Source organism: Clostridium sp. 19966, assembly GCF_032335695.1.
In the GTDB taxonomy this organism is placed as follows: Bacteria; Bacillota; Clostridia; order Clostridiales; family Clostridiaceae; genus JACTOJ01.
The window spans coordinates 55,333-74,693 of sequence record NZ_JACTOJ010000023.1; the positions used below are offsets into that span (position 1 = coordinate 55,333).

The 19,361-nt window shown below is 33.6% G+C and carries 19 protein-coding genes; 4 read left to right on the forward strand and 15 right to left on the reverse strand.

The window, feature by feature from the left end; genetic code table 11:
• The first annotated feature begins 114 nt into the window (after nt 1-114).
• The gene (locus tag IAI10_RS19365; protein ID WP_315674953.1) at nt 115-1,110 is read left to right on the forward strand and encodes a sugar kinase; all 996 of its coding nucleotides are present in this window, start codon (nt 115-117) and stop codon (nt 1,108-1,110) included.
• 101 nt (nt 1,111-1,211) lie between these two features.
• On the opposite strand, the gene IAI10_RS19370 is transcribed toward IAI10_RS19365, so the two are convergent.
• The 3 genes from IAI10_RS19370 to IAI10_RS19380 all read right to left on the reverse strand — a co-directional run bounded on the left by IAI10_RS19370 (nt 1,212) and on the right by IAI10_RS19380 (nt 4,098).
• Nucleotides 1,212-1,961, reverse strand: a complete 750-nt coding sequence (locus IAI10_RS19370) for a Type 1 glutamine amidotransferase-like domain-containing protein (protein ID WP_315674954.1) — start codon at nt 1,959-1,961, stop codon at nt 1,212-1,214.
• A 26-nt stretch (nt 1,962-1,987) separates the two neighbouring features.
• A complete protein-coding gene (locus IAI10_RS19375) occupies nt 1,988-3,376 on the reverse strand; it encodes an MATE family efflux transporter (RefSeq protein ID WP_315674955.1) in 1,389 nt (462 codons plus the stop codon).
• Between the two features lie 122 nt (nt 3,377-3,498).
• Nucleotides 3,499-4,098, reverse strand: coding sequence for a TetR/AcrR family transcriptional regulator (locus tag IAI10_RS19380; protein WP_315674956.1), 600 nt, complete (start codon nt 4,096-4,098; stop codon nt 3,499-3,501).
• 146 nt (nt 4,099-4,244) lie between these two features.
• Here IAI10_RS19380 and IAI10_RS19385 point away from each other — a divergent pair, with 146 nt between their 5' ends.
• Nucleotides 4,245-5,663, forward strand: coding sequence for a DHA2 family efflux MFS transporter permease subunit (locus tag IAI10_RS19385; RefSeq protein WP_315674957.1), 1,419 nt, complete (start codon nt 4,245-4,247; stop codon nt 5,661-5,663).
• Nucleotides 5,664-5,995: 332 nt separating this feature from the next.
• On the opposite strand, the gene IAI10_RS19390 is transcribed toward IAI10_RS19385, so the two are convergent.
• The 3 genes from IAI10_RS19390 to IAI10_RS19400 all read right to left on the reverse strand — a co-directional run bounded on the left by IAI10_RS19390 (nt 5,996) and on the right by IAI10_RS19400 (nt 7,126).
• Nucleotides 5,996-6,571 carry a DUF4351 domain-containing protein gene (locus IAI10_RS19390; protein ID WP_315674958.1) on the reverse strand — a complete coding sequence of 192 codons (576 nt, stop codon included), beginning with the start codon at nt 6,569-6,571 and terminating at the stop codon, nt 5,996-5,998.
• Nucleotides 6,547-6,843: a hypothetical protein gene (locus tag IAI10_RS19395; protein WP_315674959.1), complete on the reverse strand. Its 297-nt coding sequence runs from the start codon at nt 6,841-6,843 to the stop codon at nt 6,547-6,549. Before IAI10_RS19395 ends, IAI10_RS19390 begins: the two co-directional genes overlap by 25 nt.
• 82 nt (nt 6,844-6,925) lie before the next feature.
• On the reverse strand, nt 6,926-7,126 hold the full coding sequence (locus IAI10_RS19400) for a hypothetical protein (protein WP_315674960.1): 201 nt from the start codon (nt 7,124-7,126) through the stop codon (nt 6,926-6,928).
• Nucleotides 7,127-7,289: 163 nt separating this feature from the next.
• Between IAI10_RS19400 and IAI10_RS19405 the strand changes: the two genes are divergently transcribed.
• Both IAI10_RS19405 and IAI10_RS19410 read left to right on the forward strand, forming a co-directional pair.
• The gene (locus IAI10_RS19405) at nt 7,290-8,417 is read left to right on the forward strand and encodes a DEAD/DEAH box helicase (protein WP_315674961.1); all 1,128 of its coding nucleotides are present in this window, start codon (nt 7,290-7,292) and stop codon (nt 8,415-8,417) included.
• Nucleotides 8,404-9,042: a pentapeptide repeat-containing protein gene (locus IAI10_RS19410; protein ID WP_315674962.1), complete on the forward strand. Its 639-nt coding sequence runs from the start codon at nt 8,404-8,406 to the stop codon at nt 9,040-9,042. The genes IAI10_RS19405 and IAI10_RS19410 overlap by 14 nt, the downstream gene beginning before the upstream one ends.
• A 99-nt stretch (nt 9,043-9,141) precedes the next feature.
• Here IAI10_RS19410 and IAI10_RS19415 read toward each other — a convergent pair whose 3' ends face one another.
• The 9 genes from IAI10_RS19415 to IAI10_RS19455 all read right to left on the reverse strand — a co-directional run bounded on the left by IAI10_RS19415 (nt 9,142) and on the right by IAI10_RS19455 (nt 19,214).
• A complete protein-coding gene (locus IAI10_RS19415) occupies nt 9,142-9,510 on the reverse strand; it encodes a DEAD/DEAH box helicase family protein (protein WP_315674963.1) in 369 nt (122 codons plus the stop codon).
• Nucleotides 9,507-9,950 (reverse strand): GNAT family N-acetyltransferase, encoded by a 444-nt coding sequence (locus tag IAI10_RS19420; RefSeq protein ID WP_315674964.1) that lies wholly within the window; start codon nt 9,948-9,950, stop codon nt 9,507-9,509. The genes IAI10_RS19415 and IAI10_RS19420 overlap by 4 nt, the downstream gene beginning before the upstream one ends.
• Nucleotides 9,951-10,009: 59 nt before the next feature.
• Complete coding sequence (locus IAI10_RS19425; protein WP_315674965.1) at nt 10,010-11,227, reverse strand: Wadjet anti-phage system protein JetD domain-containing protein; 1,218 nt, start codon at nt 11,225-11,227, stop codon at nt 10,010-10,012.
• Nucleotides 11,214-14,450 (reverse strand): SbcC/MukB-like Walker B domain-containing protein, encoded by a 3,237-nt coding sequence (locus IAI10_RS19430; RefSeq protein WP_315674966.1) that lies wholly within the window; start codon nt 14,448-14,450, stop codon nt 11,214-11,216. The genes IAI10_RS19425 and IAI10_RS19430 overlap by 14 nt, the downstream gene beginning before the upstream one ends.
• On the reverse strand, nt 14,419-15,033 hold the full coding sequence (locus IAI10_RS19435; RefSeq protein ID WP_315674967.1) for a DUF4194 domain-containing protein: 615 nt from the start codon (nt 15,031-15,033) through the stop codon (nt 14,419-14,421). Before IAI10_RS19435 ends, IAI10_RS19430 begins: the two co-directional genes overlap by 32 nt.
• A 44-nt stretch (nt 15,034-15,077) precedes the next feature.
• Nucleotides 15,078-16,454, reverse strand: a complete 1,377-nt coding sequence (locus tag IAI10_RS19440) for a Wadjet anti-phage system protein JetA family protein (RefSeq protein ID WP_315674968.1) — start codon at nt 16,452-16,454, stop codon at nt 15,078-15,080.
• Between the two features lie 17 nt (nt 16,455-16,471).
• Nucleotides 16,472-17,263, reverse strand: coding sequence for an SEC-C metal-binding domain-containing protein (locus IAI10_RS19445; RefSeq protein WP_315674969.1), 792 nt, complete (start codon nt 17,261-17,263; stop codon nt 16,472-16,474).
• Nucleotides 17,264-17,772: 509 nt separating this feature from the next.
• Nucleotides 17,773-18,501 (reverse strand): ATP-grasp domain-containing protein, encoded by a 729-nt coding sequence (locus IAI10_RS19450; protein ID WP_315674970.1) that lies wholly within the window; start codon nt 18,499-18,501, stop codon nt 17,773-17,775.
• 323 nt (nt 18,502-18,824) lie between these two features.
• Nucleotides 18,825-19,214, reverse strand: a complete 390-nt coding sequence (locus tag IAI10_RS19455) for a DUF2971 domain-containing protein (RefSeq protein WP_315674973.1) — start codon at nt 19,212-19,214, stop codon at nt 18,825-18,827.
• Nucleotides 19,215-19,361 lie beyond the last annotated feature (147 nt).

A 19,361-nucleotide genomic window follows, 5' to 3' on the forward strand; every position in this document is an offset into this window, starting at 1 on the left:
TTATTTAACATATAATTAAATTATGCTAGAATTCTTTTCTTATCTATTACATAGAAAAAAGTATTTTGCACAAATATAATAATATTAATAAAAATTATTACACGAGGTGAAGAAATGGGAAAGATAGTAACAATAGGAGAAATGATGCTTAGACTCTCCCCTGCAGGATATGATAGATTCTCTCAAGCTAAGCAGTTCAATGCATTTTATGGTGGAAGTGAAGCAAATGTAGCAGTTTCGCTTGCTGTATTCGGAAAAGAAACAAGTTATGTAACTAAGCTTCCAGCCAATGACATAGGCCAATGTGCAATAAATGAATTAAGAAAATATGGAGTTGATACTAAGGACATAGTAAGAGGCGGAGACAGAATAGGTATTTATTTCAGCGAATATGGGGAATCTCAAAGACCAACTAAGTTTGTTTTCGATAGAAAAGGCTCTGCAATAGCAAACGCTAAAAGAGAAGATTTTGATTGGAATAAAATTTTTGAAGGAGCTGACTGGTTCCATTTTTCAGGAATAACTCCAGCTCTTTCAGAAGAATGTGCAAAAATAACTTTAGATGCAGTAAAAGCAGCTAAAGAAAAAGGCTTAACAATAAGCGTAGATTTAAACTTCAGAGCAACTCTATGGGAGAAAGAAGCCTTTAGCAAGGCAATAAGAGAGCTTCTACCTTATTGTGATGTATCTCTTGGAAGCCTTGATGAAGCACAAATGGCATTAGGCTTACCAGAAGACGACAAAGCAGACTGCAATGAAATACTTAAAAAGTTTGTGGAAAAATTCAATATGAAATATGCTACCATAATTTTAAGAAACAGATTTACAGCAGAAGATGTGGACTGGACGGCAGTACTTTATGACGGAAAAGAATTTTATAATGCTAAGAAGTATGACATACATGTTATAGATAATATAGGCGGAGGAGATGCTTTTGCCGCATCGCTTATATATGCAATAACAGCTGGATATTCAACTCAAGATATTATAGAATTTGCAACAGCTGGTTCATGCCTAAAATACAGCATGATGGGTGATGCTAATCTTTCAACCGTAGCTGAAGTTGAAAGCCTCATGTATGGTGATGCTACCGGTAAAGAAAAAAGATAATATGTTAGAAAAGTGGCTCTTTGGGCCACGCCCCATTGGGGGACTATCCTATCTATTTTACAATGTCATCTGCTCATTTAATTTTTTTATAAGTCTCTTCTTCACCCTAAGCAAATGTGCTCATTTATCTCACAAATTCGTTGAACAGTCCCATCTTTTATCAGATAGCCCTCTCCATATAAAGTCTGTACCCCATTCTCTACAAGAACATAACTTCCATCTACCAGAGCATAGAATTCTCGTCCATAACTATCCGGATATGTGATATCTTCCATTACACGCTTTCCATCCAAAATATCATTTTTCACATCCTGATAATGTGGCACAAGCATTATGTTCGTAATTCCTAAACCCGGTAGAAACCGCTGATACTTCGGATTCGTACTTTCCCCTTCTAGTTCTGGCTGTGCATATACAATTTCTGCACTGTTCATTGATCCAGCGCTAATTCCTATAAGAATTCCATCAAATTGTTTCAACGCTTCCTTTAAATGAATTTTATGAAAAAAATCATTTTGGGTTGGCACATGACCTCCTGACAAAATAACAACATCATATTTAGAAATTTTCTGTACAATTTCCTTATTACGATTATCACATACATCAAACTTCGTTACGGATAAGCCGCTCATTGGAAAGGATTGCTGAAAAATATTTTTAATACTATCATTAATCTCTGGGTTATCTGGAGATGAACAAACAATAAGTCCCCTAGAATTTTCTTTCCAATGTAATCGTAAATTGTGTAGGAAGCCATTATCGGTATTCAGGCTGGTAGGAAGTCTTTGCCCATCTACTTTATATTGTCCTCCTGGATCGCTTACTAAATATGCTACCATTTTCTTTTTCATTAACATTATCTCCTTATTATTTAATTCTACAAAGCAATTTTTTTCTCCATTAGTTCAACATTTTTATCTAACATTTTCTTAAATTGAACTTTAAATGTAATCACAGTTACAGTAGTTGCTATTAAATCTGATACAGGCTCTGCGAAAAATACGGCAAAAACCTTATCTGAAAAGAAATTAGGTAAAATATATATAAGTGGAATAAGCAAGATTACTTTACGTAATAATGCAAGAAATATAGACCATTTTGCTTGTCCAACTGCTATAAAAGTTTGTTGGCAGGCAGACTGAGCTCCTAATATAAAAGAAGTTGCCATATAAATTTTTATAGCCCATATACCTGTTTTTAAAAATTTTGGATCACTATTAAATATGGAAATAAATATTCCTGGCTTTAACATTATGCATAACCAATATACAGAAGTAACTCCTAGAGAACAGCTTATTAGAAGCTTAAAGGTTTTCTTTACACGTTCATTATTCTTAGCCCCATAATTATAACTGACAATTGGTTGTGCACCTTGGGTTAAGCCTGTTGTCAGAGTAAAGGCTATTTGCAATAAACTAAATAAAATTGTCATAGAACCTACCGCTATATCGCCGCCATATTTTTGCAGCGAGGAATTAAAGGCAACATTTAAAAGGCTCTCTGTACTTTGCATAACAAAAGGAGATACCCCCAAAAGAATCACAGGCGCTATTACAGACTTCTCTATTTTTATATTTTTTTTATGTATTTTAAGTTTTGTTTTATTTCCAAATAAAAATTTTAATACCCATATAGCTGAAATAGCTTGGGATATAATATTTGCAAGAGCTGCTCCCTTTACTCCCATTCCAAAAAGGAATATGAAAATAGGATCTAGTATTACGCTTAAACCAGCTCCTATAACAACTGACAGCATACTAATTTTAGAAAAGCCCTGAGTTGAAATAAAAGGATTCATGCCCAAAGTAATTTGCACAAATATTGTTCCCATAACATAGGTATTTAAAAAGCTTAGCGCATAGGGCAGGGTTTCTGCGCTGGCACCAAAAGCCAGTAACAGGCTCTTACCCAAAAGTAAAAATATTATCGTTAAGGTTATAGAAATTGCAATGATAGCTATGAAGCAATTTCCAAGAATTTTTTCAGCTTCCTCATATTTATTTTCTCCCATTCTTATAGCGGCCCTTGGCGCTCCACCCATTCCAATTAATGCGCTAAAAGCTGCAATAACCATAGTAACAGGAAAGGTTAATCCTACCCCTGTCAAGGCATGCACTCCAATTCCCGGAATGTGACCTATGTAAATACGATCCACAATATTGTAAAGCATATTAACTAATTGAGCTATAATAGCTGGCGCTGATAATTTAAATAATAATTTTCCTACATCCTCTGTTCCTAATTTACTAGTTGTATCTTTCTGCATATAAAATCTTCCTTAGCGAATCCGTACTGGTATTCCCTTTCCTTCATTTTCATTGTTCAATTCCCTTAACAGCTCTTTATGTACTACTGTTGTTTTATTGACATCTATTTTGATAAATAACATCAATACTTAAATACAGGAAGTAGTATTTCATCAACCAATCGTATCAAATTTCTTTCATCAACTTCATTTTCATGAAAAATATTTTCCATACGTATCAAATCAAAAGGCAATATGAGTGTATCATCACTTACTTCTTTTATTTTTTCGCCCCGACCTTTTGCAAAATTCAATAATTTCTTCATGATTAAAATATCTTTTTCTATTGCCAACAACTTTATAGCATCTATTTTTTTATTGTTTTGCCCCATTTCAAATAAGAATGCATTCATAATTTCTGAACCTATCTCATCATAAATCATCTGATATAATGTTAAAAACTGGAATAGATCTCCTCTGAGGCTGCCCGTATCTTGAATTTTATCAATCAAATCTCCATTCAAGGCAAGTTTAGATCTATATTCCTTGATTTCCTTAATCAGCTCAAAGGCTGTTGGCCATCGGCGATATAATACCGTTCGACTGGTTTTAGCTCTATTAGCAATTTGCTGAAATGTAAGATTTTCATAGCCTACTTCTTTGATAAGATCTACTGTAACATCATATATACTTACCATTAATGCATCGCCACGTCTTCGGGTATTCTTATCAGATTCGCTCATCAATTAACATCTCCTACTTATAAGACTCTAATAATGATTATAACATGTTTTTTTAAAAATATAAGATACATATTGCATCTTATATTCAAAAGATGTATAATCGACTAGAAATAAGATACAGTGTGTATCGTAAAGGAGATGCTATTATGGATACCGAAAAAATTCCCAAAAACATTATTGTTATTTCTCTAATTTTAGTACTTGGTGCTCTTCCTCCCATGCTAGATGCCACAATTATCAATATCGCAGTTGATGATTTAGCCAAATTATTTTCAACCACTTTTGAAATCATACAATGGGTAGTTACTGGATACACCTTAGCATTAGGTATAGCTGTTCCATTTTCAGGATGGCTGGTAAAAAAATATGATGGCAAGAAAATATTCATGAGTGCGTTAGGGCTCTTTTTAATATCCTCCCTGCTTTGCGGTTTTGCTTTTAATATTCAAAGCCTAATTGCTTGTAGAATCCTTCAAGGCTTTGCTTCTGGTCTCTTGATTCCAACATTAACTACTATGATAGTTAGCTCAGCAGGATCAAATAACCTTGGACGATTGATGTCTATTGTTGGAATCTCAATTGTTTTCGGTCCAATTATTGGACCCATTATTGGAGGATTAATCTTAAAATATCTAACCTGGCACTGGTTATTTTTTGTTAACCTTCCAATAGGAATTATTGCATTGCTACTTATATTTTGGAAACTTCCCAATTTTCGAGCCACTGAAACAAATGCTAAAATGGATTTGTTCGGAATTCTCATATTGGGGTTAACCTCTGGAATGTTTATTTTCGGAGTTACTAAAATCAAAAGCTCCAGCAATTCTGCCACAGGAGCTATAGCAATTATTATAGGTGCTGCTTCCTTGCTAATTTACGTGATTTATGCTTCTAGAATAAAAGAAAAAGCATTAATTCCTTTAAAACTGTTTCATTCAATAAATTTTTCAGCTTCTTTTATCTCATTATTTTTAGCAGGGTTTGCCACCAATGGGCCAATGCTTCTGTTCCCTATATTTTTTCAGGATGTTCGAGGTCTAGATGTAATCACATCGGCACTCTGGCTTATTCCCCAAGGTGTGGGTATGCTAATGACCAGATCTTTTATTGGCAAAATGACTGATAAGATCGGGGCTCGTTTTGTAGTATTACCATCTATACTTATCACAATCATCAGTACACTTCCATTTATTTTCTTTGATAATGGAACAAATCAATGGATAATATGGCTAGCCTTATTATTTCGAGGTATTGGAGTTGGTGGCGTAACTGTTCCCGTGATGAGCGATTCATATGTTGGACTTGAAAAATCACAAATTTCAGAAGCCAGCATTTCCACTAGAATTATACAAAATATTGGGGCAGCATTTGGATCTGCAATTCTTGCAACTGTTGTAAGTAATTCAATGATAGGAAAGAGTTTTACTGCAACAAATGTTTCCAGTTCCTTTCATGCTGGTTTTTTCACAAGTCTGATTTTTATGGTCATCAGTATAATACCAGCAATGTTTTTGACAAATAAAATACACTATAAGACTCAAAATAATACTATATCAAGGCAATAGTATTTCTCATTTAAATGTTTCACATAGATTTAGATATATAAATTTATCTGTTTAATCTTTAAAAGTAGTATATGAGTGAACTATCACCACTTATAGAAGTTGATGGCGGCCTGGTCAATTACTACTACTGTAGCAAGTTTACCCACGCTATCTAGGTCGCTCCTGCCTCTCTAACACTATATTTTTTATTACATCCTTACTATCTATCTTTTTTTGATTTTTACCAAATCCTTACTTAAATAAATTGTTCAATTTAGCAATATCCACAAAAAAAGAGCCCATCAGCTATAAACTGACAGGTTCTATATATGCAAAAAACGCTAGGGGTATTTTTAAAAATACTTTTCCAAATCTTCAATTTTTTCTAAATCAAATATATCTGTTGCTATAGTTTCTAGAGTATCTTCTGATAAACTCCTAATTTTATTTTTATATTCATCTGGGAGTTTTTTAAATTTCTTCATTAATAGTTTTATAAGCATTTCTGCCTTTCCCTTAGTTTCGCCTTCTTTTAACGCTTCATCCCTTATCATTTTTCCTATTTCTGTCAATCTCATTACCTCCTTTAATTTATTCTTGCTTAAAGTATCGCCAAACTTCTCAAATAAAGCGTACAGTAAACTTAGTGAGAGCATCTTAGTTTCTTTGTCTTTAATACTTTCTGCTAGTTCAATTCCTTTAACAGCTCTTTCTGTACTACTGTCACTACCGCTCATAAGAGGAAGAAATGTTAAATTTAAAATATCTTCTTCTAGCAGCATCTCATTATTTTCTATCTTACCTTTTAAATATTTATATTTATCATCACTGTTTAATTTTTTCATATAAAAAGATTCTATTTTGTACTTGATTGTTCCTGCATCAACAGACTCTTCTACATTTACTATATCTGCCAAGTAGATGACCATAGTTCTAATCTTTCTTTTTTCCTTGTAAAACAAGGAAGCGTCATAATACAGGAATCTTTTTTATCAGTGGTCTGAAACTCGAAATGAAGATAATTACCATCGTCTGTATAGAACAGATAGTCCGTATAATTAGTCTTAATATCTATGTTCTTTATTTCTGTTTCAGCCGGTGCAATTATTTTAGTGTCTATTCCAAAATAATTGACTGCACTTTGTTTGAATGCATCCATAGCCTTTTTTAATACTGCATCCTCAATTTTATTATAATCCATATACCTCACTTCTTTCTATGGGAAATTGTTTAATATTATTATTTCCAGAAATTGCCTAGCTTATGCAAACATTAGTTCTCATTCAAGGGCAATTTAAATATAACCAAAAGGAATAGCATTTAAATTCTGTATATATATTTACAGGAAGCTGATTATGACGTTGCACTTTTACAGTTATAGGCTTATTTCCTTGGTATTCTACCGCATCACCCTTGTCTATATAAATGAAGGGCTGATACACATTATCATTTCTTTTATATTTTCTTTTTTCCATTACTATCAACGCCATTACCTTCTTTAATTTGGTGCCATGTATTAAAAGAATTTTGATTAAAGGATTTGTTTAATCTTTAAAAGTAGTATATGATTAAAGGACTAAAACTTTATTCCTTATGTATTAATATAACTTTAGAAATGGAACCCTGTATTAAGGGAGGTATAAGATAATGAATTTTAACGAATTAGGAATCAGCGAAGATATAGTAAAAGTATTAAAAAATAATGGTATCACCGAACCTACCCCGGTCCAAGCCGAAAGCATCAGTCTTATAAAAAATGGTAGAGATGTTATAGTGGAATCTCAAACTGGCACAGGAAAAACTCTGGCCTTTTTGCTTCCCATTTTTGAAAACATTTCGCCTAAGGTAGATGCAGTTCAGGGACTGATTTTAACTCCTACAAGGGAGCTTGCCCTTCAGATAACCGAAGAAGCTCTAAAGCTTAAGCAGGCTAAGGATATTAATATATTGGCAGCTTATGGAGGAAAAGATGTGGGTTCTCAGATTAAGAAGCTAAAAACAGGAATCCATCTTATTATTGCTACCCCTGGCAGGCTTCTGGATCACCTTGAAAGAAAATCTATAGATTTAAGTAAATTAAAAACCTTTGTGCTGGATGAAGCAGACCAAATGCTTTTGATGGGCTTTAAAAAAGAGGTTGAGGCAATTATAAAAGAAACCTCTAAGAAACGCCAAACCCTTTGTTTCTCTGCAACCATAAATTCAGAGGTTAAAAGATTGGCCTATAGATACACAAAAGAGCCTGTAACAGTAGCCATTTCAAAAGAAGAAATAACTCTTGAAGCCATTAAGCAACAAGTGGTAGAAACTACGGACAGAAGAAAACAGGATGCTTTGTGCACTGTACTCAATGAAGACAATCCATATATGGCTATAATATTTTGCAGAACCAAAAGAAGAGCAGACGAACTTGAAATAGCACTATATAGAAGAGGCTACAACTGCGAAAAGCTACACAGCGATATAATTCAGTCAAAACGTGAAAGAATAATGAAAGCCTTCAGAAATGGTGATTTTCAATACTTAATAGCAACGGATATAGCTTCAAGAGGTCTTGATATAAGCGGGGTTAGCCATATATACAACTATGACATTCCTGAAAGCGTAGAAAGCTATATACATAGAATCGGCAGAACTGGAAGAGCCGGTGAGGAAGGTTACACCTGCCTATTTATTGACCCAAAAGACAATGTAAGGCTTGAAGAAATTGAAAAAGCAATTAAATTTAAAATACCTAGAAGGGATTTAGGTGAAGATAAGCATGGCAACAAATAAAAGTATTACAGGAAATTTTAACTACAATAATATAGAGAAAATAGATAAAAACTTTATGTATAAAAATCTTGAGAGAAGTAACTGTTATAACTGCGATTTTTCAGGCTCCATTTTTGATTTTGCAAGCTTTAGAGGAGCACATTTTAAATCTACTACCTTCTTCAAGTGCAGCTTTAAATATGCAGAATTTATTGGAACAAATTTAAAAGATAGTGACTTTAAAGGTGCCATTTTTGAAAATGCTGTTTTCGACTCTGTGAAGCTGGAAAACACTAATTTCAAGGATGCAGAATTTATAAATACTATATTCTTATGTACCGACATGAGCAAAGCTAAAAATATAGATATTAATGCTCTGGGCATCAGAATTTTTGAGGAAATGCCCAGATTAGAAATCAGTGAAGATTTAAGAGCTGCTGTTTTCACCGCTATGGAAAACAAGTACATAAAAAAATCACGAGTTTTTGATACAAAAGATGGTAGCCTTAATACTTTAAATATTATGCTTCTACTTGAAAGCTTTACTGAAGAGACAATAATTACAGGATTAAAATTAATTGTTACAAAGCTAGATAGAGATTTTTACACTTTGAGTTATATCATTAAGTTTTTAAAAAATATGTAGACGAAAAAGCTGCTGCATTTGAAGGGCTATGAAGCTTGATATGATTTTGTCCACTAGCTATAATCATTGGTAAGAGAAATATCATAACCCTTCTTATATTCATTTTGCATACTCTTTATTTGCACAAAATCTGAGACATTTAAGCTTATCACCGTCGTATCCATAAAAATTCAGCTTTTCAATGATATAATCAACTCTCTTGTTAACCTGAAGCTTCCTAGAAATCTCTTGTATATCATCTATCCTAATACATTTTAAATCAACGTCCTCAATATCTGTTATTACGAAATAATGGAATGGAAGAACAAGTCCCAATTCCGAGGCTACGTTATTATCATAGATATCAAAAATGCTCTCATCGTCACATCTTTCAGGCGTAGCAGTCATCCCTAAAATAAACTTAGGTTTAAAATAATTCATAACCTTTTTATAGGAAACATCAATAATGAAGTTATATTCCTTCATCATTTTGCAAGAATCACTAAGTCACCCAGCTCTTCAAAACCATTCTTTTTATAAAATTCAAAGGAAGGAAATCCCTTTTCAGTATTCAATATAATGCCCTTTACCCCTTCTTTTATAATGTCTAGCTCAATTTTCTTAATAAACCAGCTTCCAAGACCTTTTCCTTGCATATCATAGCCTATGCAAAATTCATCTATATAGTATTCAAAGCCTTTTATCCAAGGTTTTTTCATGCCAATGCTTAAGCCCTTTATCCTGTCATTAACTATAAGCACATAGCCTAAAAAATAATTATTATTAAAATGATTGATAAAAAAGTCACTTACCTGTTCCCTTGATTCATACACATCATTCCAAGGTTCTCTTGAAAAGGTTGAAATAAATAAATCCACAATTTCATCTAGCATATCTTTATCCATTTTTCTTATTGCAATATCATCCATTTATCTAATTCTCCATATTTAAATACTTATTAATTGAACTGTATCCTCTATGAAATACACTATAAATCATACCCTACAATTTCCTGCTCCAGCTTTCTTTCATCCTCAAGCATCACTTCTATTGAGTCCTTAAACATAATAAAAGCAATATCGTCAGACATATCTAGCAAGGTCTTTCTATCAGTGTCCGTGAGTGGTTTAGTGTAGCTTTTATATTTCTTAAGAATATCTGCTCCCATGTTCATAGGCTTAAAGGGAATAGCGGTTCTTTCCACAAGATGCCTATAAATTCTAAAGCCTCCACAGTCTATATCTCCCCAATGATAATATTCAATGGCTGGATATATATAATAAAGCTTCATAAGAAGTTTTCTTCTGCTTTCATTGTGATAACCCCCAAGATATATGATTACCGCCTCACTGTCCTTGAATCTATTGAAAGTAGTGAGATTTTCTATGGTAATCAGTCTTTTAACCTGGTGTACACTTTCAAATTCTAAAGCCTCCAAATCCTTGCTGCTTATTCCTATGCCATTTTCAAGCTGGCTTAGATCAATGCTGCTGCTTTTAAATTTGATTATTCCCCTTCCCTTAAACATTACATAGGAGGGGTTCTTAAGTATGTTGAACTCGCCAAATAAATCTTCAATTTCTGAAAGGTAGTCAGCTCTTGGATGAAACTCTAAGATGATATTTTTTATTTTTCCTTCCATAGCCTCTAAGGTTTTGGAATTCTTAAAGATTTTCATAGATAGCTCTCTTAGATATATTTCTTCCTCATTGCAGGTAACGCCTTCAACAGCCAAAAGCAGTTCCTCTAAATATTTCAAATCCTCTAGAGGGAAATATCTTTTTACAGATTTGTTGCCTGCTATCCTCTCTTTAATTGCTTGTATAAATTCAGCTGCAGTTTCGCCTTTGCAGGGAAAATTAGAAAGCAGCTGAAAGACATTGTACTCAAAAACTCTCTTTTTCTTTCTCTTAACATAGGTATAAGCCCTTTCAAGGTTATTAGTGTTCAAGGTGACTTTTTCTATAATGTGCCCTTCTCGTCCATTTTTCCAAAGAATATCTATCAAGGCTTTGTGCTGAAGATTCATTGCTATCTGATTTATATCTTCATAAATAGTGGACTCTTCATCAAAATAATCCGCAATATTTTTCTTGTTAAAAACGAAGAAAATTCTTTGATTATTTTTATTGCTTTCACTGTATAGGGCGCTGCTTTCATAAGAGTCCAAAAGCCTGTTAATGAGGATTTCATCATACCTTTTCATGGGAATATACCTCTACATAACTTATATTATCTTCTTTAAGTGCAAGAAGAGTGCTGTCCACCTGTGGTCCTATGTATTGAATTTTTTCTGGTGGCGCTGCTATTATCATCTGAAGGGGCAGATTATTTAAAAATTCAAGCACACCAGTGGTTCTCTCATCATCCATCTTGTCAAAAGCTTCATCAAAAAGAATTAAGCCTATGCTTTCATTTCCGATACCTTGACTGTAAAGCTGAACAAAGGAAGCAGCTATAGTCACATAGAAAGGTGTCTGAGTTTCCCCTCCGCTCTTTTCCTTAGCAACCTTTGAGTAATAGGACTCTGTGCCATCACCATGGCTTATATGTATATCATAATCCATATAGGTTCTGTAATCCGTAAACTCCTCTAGGGTTTTTGCACCGTTATCTTCATCCAAAGTGAGCTTTTCAAAAAGCTCATCAATTACTTCCTTATGCCTATCGTTGAACTGTCCACTCAAAAGAGAATAGCCCTCTACTATATTGAAATCATCCATAATCATTTTGTAGTATTTGCTGAAGCGCTTGCTCTCTGAATATTTGAATTCATAAGCCTCACTGCCAAATTTGATGTCCTTTAGGGCTTTGTTTAGCTGTTTAAATTCTCCCTGAGCCTTTTTAATATTCTCCTGAAGCTTCGACAAAAATTGCTCCTTAAATTCAAGCTCTGCGCCCTTTTTAGCCTCATATACCTTTTCTTCATAGGATAAAAGCTCCGAACTCTTTAGCTTATCTAACTCCTGAAGAAATAGTGCGGCGCCTTCGTAGGTTGCCTCAGCACCAAAGTCATGCTCAGACTTGTATCTATACTGCAAATCTCTCAAGAGTTTTTCTTGCTCACCACGCAAAGTCTCCGTTCTCTTCTTAGTTACTTCATAATCTTCCTTTATCTTTCTTGCAGTCTTTTTAGCTGCAAAAATCCCCTCATACTCCTTTTGAGCCTTTAGAGCACCCTCCAAAAGAGCCTTCTCCGCATTACTTAGGTCTACATCTTGTATTTTAAGCCTTTCTTCTTCAAAATTCTTTGCCTTAACCTCATTTTCTATTTGATTATAATTAGAGCCTTGCTTAGATACGACTCCCTCTTTATCCTTTTCAAGCTTTTCAATTTCCTTTTTTAATCCCTCAATGACCATTTGCTTTTGAAAAAAGTTATTATTTTTTTCAAGTTCTGACTTCTTCATTTTCAGGCTTTCCAGCAGCTCCTTACTAGCCTTAAGTCTTGGTAAAACTTCTAAATTGTATTTTATATCCGTCTCTTTATCTCGTCCTAAGAGTTCCTTGTACCTATTAAGCTCCTTCAAGCTATCTTTTATAGCTTTTTTTTGCTGCTCCAACCCATTTTTTTCTTCTAATGCCTGCTCTAGCTGAACTTTGTAGGCATCCTCTCCAATGTAGGGCGTGTTATATACCTTAGGGTCTATAGCTCTTGCCACATAGTTTTGATAAAGCATGCAGCCAGGAGTAATAGCGCATTTATGTAGCTTTAACTCCTCCACCTTTTCACAAAGCATAACCTTTCCAAGTATCATATTACTAAACCTCTTTGCCCATATACTCTGAGAGGTTACTACAGAAGCCAAAGTATCCTTATCACTTTTGTCATATACATCTAATTTAGCCGTATTAATTAAACCTGCAGAATGTAAGCCTCTATTTTTTCTAAGATTCTCATACACATTTAAAGCTAGGTCAAAATCCTCAGGCTCCACAATAATATAAAACCTTTGAGTATTTAAGTAGCCTTCTACAGCATTTTTATAGCGTTCATCAGTTATCCTCAAAAGCTCACATAAAATCCTAGGTTCCCTATCCTTTCCCACCTTAAGAAAGGCCTTTCTAATCTCCTCTAAAAGCAGAGTTATTTCTGGTTTATACTGAAGCTTTTTCTTCTCAAGCTCCGTAATTTTCTTATCCACCAGTGAAAGCTTTTTATCAAACTCTTCCTTTAGAGCTTCATACTTATAAACCTTCTTTGAAACCTCTTCACTTCTATCTCGCTTATCTTTAATAAAAGACTCCAGCATAGGACTCACAAGAGAAGTGTCAAAACTTTCCATAAGCTGCCTTGCAGAGTTAATATAGCTTATGGCAGAAGGGAAATCCTCCTCCAGGGCAGTTAAGGCTTCCGCATTTTTAATAGATTCCTTTAAAGCTGAAATAAGAATATTTTTCTTTTTATCAAGCTCCTTAAGCTGGGGCTCAAGAGAACTTATCTTACTGTCCAAATCCTTTATAGCCAAATATTCCTCATTGTGAAGCAGTTCATACTCCAGCTTATCCTTAGTGTCCTTCTTGCTGGAAATTTCGTTATGTATCTGGTTTTTTTGAACCTCCAATGCATCAATTTCATCCCTAAGTCTCTTAATATTAAATTCAAACCTAGCTATATTCTCTTTTGAAAGCTCACTATCAGCTCTTTTGATAATATAATCATAAACCTGCTCTCTTTCCTTATAGGTTACAATCCTACTATAACCTTCACTAATGGCCTCCAACTTTTGTATCTTAACCTTAATGATGCTTAGCATCTTCTCTAATTCCTGATAGCTCCTAACATTCTCCTTCAAAACCTCAATATTGACTTCTTTCTTATCCAAAACATAGGAATAGACAAAATCTTTAATATTATCAATAGGCTTAAAAGCCAGTGCCTTAGGAACAAGCTCAAAAAACTTATCCTCAAGACGTCCAAAACGATTTTTGAAATCCTTCTTAGCATCGGTTTGATTAAAAGTCTGAATCCTCTTATTAATATTTCTAAATAAATCTATATTCTTAGGTTTATTTCCCTGTAAAAACAAGTCATCCTCTATACCTTGATTTTCTATTCTATACCACACCGTCTTCTCTTTAGTTTCCGATGCAGAGTCAATAACAGCACCAACAATAAAGGTTTTATTCTTTTCTTCCTCAAAAAACTCCAAAGCAATATGAGCGGTGACCTGCCCCTCCCTCTCATAGGGTTTGCTTTCCTTACCAGTTTTACATCTTACATAACCTGCCAAAGTTCTCTTTCCATTTTCATTGGCAGCCTTATTAAAATTGTTCTTAGAGCAAGTAAGCACAAGTTGAATAGCATCAAGAATAGTTGACTTACCCGCTCCATTTTCACCGGACAGCAGCACCGAATTATTAATTTCAATAGTCTCATTCAAAAAACGATGCCAATTAATCAGCCTCATCCTCTTCAACTTCTTCAACTGCCTCACCACCTTTTTTATAAATATTAATCTTATCGTAAACCGCTTTAATATCATCCACCCTAAGCGCCATCAAAATAGAATGATAAATTATAATTCTTGAATCTTCATTAGTAAGATCCCTATCCAAATTATTTATTATATTAAACCTTTTAAAAAGCTTAAGCGAATTGTTTAAAGTAGTCTTATCAATAAGCTTATCCCTTATTTTTAAAGCCATAAATTTCTCTTGAATCTCCCCCACAGTTACAACCACATCATTAGTAAGGGACAATTCCCTAATCTTTTCATCAAAAAGCACCCTTAATAGAAGAAGAATTATAGAATCAAAAAGCTTAAGCTGAATTCTATTAAAATTCAAAGTATTAACTAATTGGGCAACACCATATTCCTCATTGATTTCCACCTGAAAGCCCAAAACTTTGAAATAGCCATTAAACTCTTCCTTATGCCTCAGTATGAAATAATAGTCATTTTTATTAGCCTCATTCTTCTTGCAAAGAAAACAAACACTAAGAAGCTTGTTGCTTATCTTCTTAAACTCCTCCAATTCCTTTGCAGAAAGTTTATTTAAAAACTCCAAAGTAATCCCTCCAGTACTCCATTATAAATACCTAAGTCCACTAATTATTTTCGCCAAATTTCAAAATCCCTAAACTTATATCCATTTATATTAACCAAATCCTTGTTAACAACCCTATAGCACACCCTTTTTCTCTGACCATAAAGCCTTATATAAATGATTCTAATGAAATCTTTAGTAGTATTAAGAGGCATGGATGATGCTAGCATCACTTCCCTATTGCCAAGGATTTCAGACACATATTTTTCAATATTGTTAGGATTCATAGAGTCCTCTAATTTACTCTTCAAGCTGTCTAACTTCTGTTTTCTCTTGGTAGAATCAATATTCACATCAATAAGGGCCTCAGGCTTAAAGTCCTTCTTCCCCTCAATTGGCGCATAAAAAGAAGCCTCATCCAAGAAGCCCTGACTGTAGATTTTAAACAAATTCTCTACATAATCCAGGTAATAAACAGTGCTAAGACTTATATCAGACCCTGCTATCTCCTCAGACATATAAAGGAGAATATCCTTTATTTGACCAGACAAATCCTCACTATTTGAAAGCAAAAACTTAGCCCTGTTAATAGCGGACCTCTGATACTGCGAATTCTTGTTATCAATTTCCTCTATGATAAAATCCATATTATGAAAAGCATCCACCAATTCTCTTAAAATATCTCTAACCCTATCCATACTATCTTCACTGGATAGCTCTGTGATTTCACTGATTTCCCTTGCTGCACTTCTAATAAAATCCTCATCCCTAATATAAGCTTCCAAGGCTTCCAGAATCTCAGGACGAAACTTAGAAACATTATCCGAAGTTTTTAGCCTGTGATAGGCCTTATCGATAATATTGGACCTGTAATCATTAAAAAGAATATCCATAATCTCAGCAACCGTAGAATACTTAGTAAGATCATCAATATACCTTTTTATATTAGAATTTAAAGATTTAAGCCCTGTAATGAGCTTATCCGTATTTTCATAAATCTGATTTAATAAAATGCCCTTACTTTCACTATTAGAACGTATAAGAGTATAAATAGTGTAAATATACCCTTGATACTCCAGCTTGTTATTGTTCACAATTTTATCCAAGGTTTTAACAATTTCCACAGCATAATCATTAAAGTGAACAAGCTGCACATGACTATAAGTCGTCTCACTGGTGAGCCACCCATAATCAATAAGTTTCCTTACAACAAGATTTGCCTTATCCCTGCTTCCAGCCACAGTAATATCGTCCTCCACAATATCAGAGCCGTAGCTATCAAAATAATCCTGAAGTTCATCAATCACAAGCTCTCTTTCGATTCCAAAAGACAGGCGGCTATTCATAATAGAATACAATATGTAAATGCAATCCCAATATATATTTTTATTTTTGCTGGCTAAGGGCGTAAAAAAGTTTTCTGGTAAGTTTTTAAATAACATCCTTTTCTCCCCGATCATTAATGGATCATATCAATTTCTAAAGCTTTAATAGCTTCATAAGAAACCTTCCCCTCTTTAGGACAAGGTAATTTCTTGTCACCAAAGGTACAAAAATTGCAATAAGCATTACTATTATGATTCCTTATACATTTATTTTCACATTGCTCTGCGCAATTACTGGAAACATAATCAATAAGTGAAGCAAATAATGTAAGAGACATTTCAACCGCAGTCTCTTCATCTACATCTTTAAGTAATTCCTCAAACAATTTACCAGCAAACCCATTAAGAAACTCAATATAAAAGAAATTAATACCTATTTCCTGCTGAAGTATTGAAGGAAGTGCACTTAAATTGAATTCATTTTCTCTTAGAGATTTAAAACTGACCCTTTTTAGCGGATCCTTTAGACAATTATATTTACACTCTAAGCATTCTCCATAAAATCCTTTAGCATAGCCATAAAGCTCCCTGATTATTTCCTTAGTTCTATGCTTGCTTGTTTTATTATATTTGTCTAAGATACTGCCTGCCATATTCAATATTTCCAGCAAGAAATAATCAAATCTAACAATGGGATAACCTGATAATTCAATATATTCCTTCACAGTAAGATATTTATCCGCTACAGTCTCACACTGCTCTAGCGCTACTTTAATACGCTCCTCTTCTTGATCCTTTTTCATGCAGCAATTTTTATATTTCTTCCCACTTCCACAATAGCAGGGATCATTTCTTCCAATTTTTCTTCTTAAATCCACAGCCATAGAGTTTTGATCTCCATTTATTTCAAATTTATTATTTATCATTATTAATAATCCTTTCATCCCTTAACTTATGTAGCATTATTATTTACTATTATACCGTAGATGACCTATGCAAATAAAGGGGAATCTTAGTGTAGGTGGCAAAAGAAAAAAGAGCAGCTTACATATGGGCTCAGCGCTGCTCTTAGTAGTGTATTCTTGATATAAGGTATTGACATTATACTATAGAAGGATAGTTTCCTACTATTTTAAAGCCTCAAATTCCTAAAACCTCCACCTACAATAGCCTCCGTCCTTTTATCAACCTCTGAATGTAACCAATTCATATACCTTTCATATTGTTCGCTTGTTATATTAATTTTGTCCTTCCAAATAAAAAAACGTTCAATGAAACTTTTATCATCATTATTTTTTATATTCCAGTGAAATATTATTGATTTTCATTTGATGGCTAGTATTATAAAAATCCACAAATGATTTTTCAGCTGAAATTCTTAGCTGCATTGCTTTAATATCTGTTATATCTTCATAAGATTCCGCTTCAAAAAGTCTTAAAAATAGCACTGATCCTCAGTTCCTGTAAGCTGAGCCCACCTAGCAGATAGCAGCTTTGCATAACTAAGGTGATTAAGGCCATAAAAGCCTAAAGCATAGCCGTCATTTACCTCAATAAGGAGAGTCTCCCCCTTTTCAGTAACACCAAAATCAATAGAATATCCATTAGGCTGAGTGGCATAATCCCTGACAGCTCCCTCTATAACCCTTGAATCATAATGCATTCTCCAGTCTCCCCTATAAGGCCTCACATCAAGAATTTCACCATATCTAACAAAGCATCTCCACTCAGCTACAAAATTCACAACCTGAGAACAAAATATGTCCGTATCCTCCTCAAGGGTGCCGCAGCCCATCAAATCCCTAATGCTCCCAACCACTACCCCAGTAAACTTCTTATCCTCCACAGGCTTGATGAAAACATTCATTTTATCTACATTATTCGCAATTTCACTTATCTTGCTTCTCCAAATTTTTCTTCCAAGATATTTTTCCAATTCAGCAGGATAATCAATTTCAGGGGTAACAATATTAAACTTATTTAAAGCATTTCTAACGTCATCCACATCATTGTCAACAATATCGCACAGCTCCATATCATTAATTTCACTAAAATTCCCATAGGGAACTACCTCAAAGCCCATTTCGCTAAAACCTTCATAGTCCGCATAATTATTATGGCTTGAAAATTGTCCATTACTTTTTTTATGAATATAAACCTTCATAATATATCGCCTTTCTAAATACAAGAAAAAATATGTCTAATTATTTATTATTATACATTAGATTCCATATGCAAATAAAGGAAAATATTTGAGGTAAAGTGACAAAAGAAAAAGAGCAGCTGCGTATGGCTCAGCACTGCTCTTAGTAGTATATTATCCTGTTAATTCTTACGTATAGACTTTGTGGTGGCTTTTATGTCCTCGTTATAATCCTTAAGGATTTTAAGTAGAAGTTCTAAAATCTCTGCTTTTTTATAGTAGCCTTTAGTGAGGCAAATGTAGCTATTATTTTATTTCATCTAAAGATGATAGTTCTTAGATTATTAGTCTAACTGCTTAATTTTTTCTTGCCATAGTCCTCTATAATCAGCTTTCATCTGATAAAATTCTACTGTTTGATCGCTTTTATTTAACAAATCTATTATCATATTTTTATCTTCTTCAGAAGTATAAATTCCAAAGTAAATTGCATTAATTTTTAAATTTTTGAACTTTTTTTCATCATCATTATATGATATCAAACGCCATTCATTTTCATAACTCCAATCTTTATGCTTCAAAATGCTATTAACCATGCAAGTATACCTAATATACTCTTCATCATTCAAATCTAATGTAAGATCAATCTTATTAGCATATACAACCGGTAAAAACGACTTAGAGTCTCTATTATTTATTTCATTAAAGCTATTCAAATCATATTCTATGCATATGCCTTGGTGTTAGTATAATATTGTAGACACAGAAATCCGAACACTTTAAAATAAAGAAAAGAGAAGGAAGTGTTATGATGGCTAGAGGTCAAAAACAATATACAGAAGAATTTAAAAATACAATTGTAGAGCTTTATAACTCCGGAA

Excerpts from the sequence above, each read along its gene's own strand:
- IAI10_RS19365 (WP_315674953.1), top strand. The coding sequence starts at position 115 with ATGGGAAAGATAGTAACAATAGGAGAAATGATGCTTAGACTCTCCCCT.
- IAI10_RS19370 (WP_315674954.1), bottom strand. The coding sequence starts at position 1,961 with ATGAAAAAGAAAATGGTAGCATATTTAGTAAGCGATCCAGGAGGACAA.
- IAI10_RS19375 (WP_315674955.1), bottom strand. The coding sequence starts at position 3,376 with ATGCAGAAAGATACAACTAGTAAATTAGGAACAGAGGATGTAGGAAAA.
- IAI10_RS19380 (WP_315674956.1), bottom strand. The coding sequence starts at position 4,098 with ATGAGCGAATCTGATAAGAATACCCGAAGACGTGGCGATGCATTAATG.
- IAI10_RS19385 (WP_315674957.1), top strand. The coding sequence starts at position 4,245 with ATGGATACCGAAAAAATTCCCAAAAACATTATTGTTATTTCTCTAATT.
- IAI10_RS19390 (WP_315674958.1), bottom strand. The coding sequence starts at position 6,571 with ATGGTCATCTACTTGGCAGATATAGTAAATGTAGAAGAGTCTGTTGAT.
- IAI10_RS19395 (WP_315674959.1), bottom strand. The coding sequence starts at position 6,843 with ATGGATTATAATAAAATTGAGGATGCAGTATTAAAAAAGGCTATGGAT.
- IAI10_RS19405 (WP_315674961.1), top strand. The coding sequence starts at position 7,290 with ATGAATTTTAACGAATTAGGAATCAGCGAAGATATAGTAAAAGTATTA.
- IAI10_RS19410 (WP_315674962.1), top strand. The coding sequence starts at position 8,404 with ATGGCAACAAATAAAAGTATTACAGGAAATTTTAACTACAATAATATA.
- IAI10_RS19415 (WP_315674963.1), bottom strand. The coding sequence starts at position 9,510 with ATGATGAAGGAATATAACTTCATTATTGATGTTTCCTATAAAAAGGTT.
- IAI10_RS19420 (WP_315674964.1), bottom strand. The coding sequence starts at position 9,950 with ATGGATGATATTGCAATAAGAAAAATGGATAAAGATATGCTAGATGAA.
- IAI10_RS19425 (WP_315674965.1), bottom strand. The coding sequence starts at position 11,227 with ATGAAAAGGTATGATGAAATCCTCATTAACAGGCTTTTGGACTCTTAT.
- IAI10_RS19440 (WP_315674968.1), bottom strand. The coding sequence starts at position 16,454 with ATGTTATTTAAAAACTTACCAGAAAACTTTTTTACGCCCTTAGCCAGC.
- IAI10_RS19445 (WP_315674969.1), bottom strand. The coding sequence starts at position 17,263 with ATGATAAATAATAAATTTGAAATAAATGGAGATCAAAACTCTATGGCT.
- IAI10_RS19450 (WP_315674970.1), bottom strand. The coding sequence starts at position 18,501 with ATGAAGGTTTATATTCATAAAAAAAGTAATGGACAATTTTCAAGCCAT.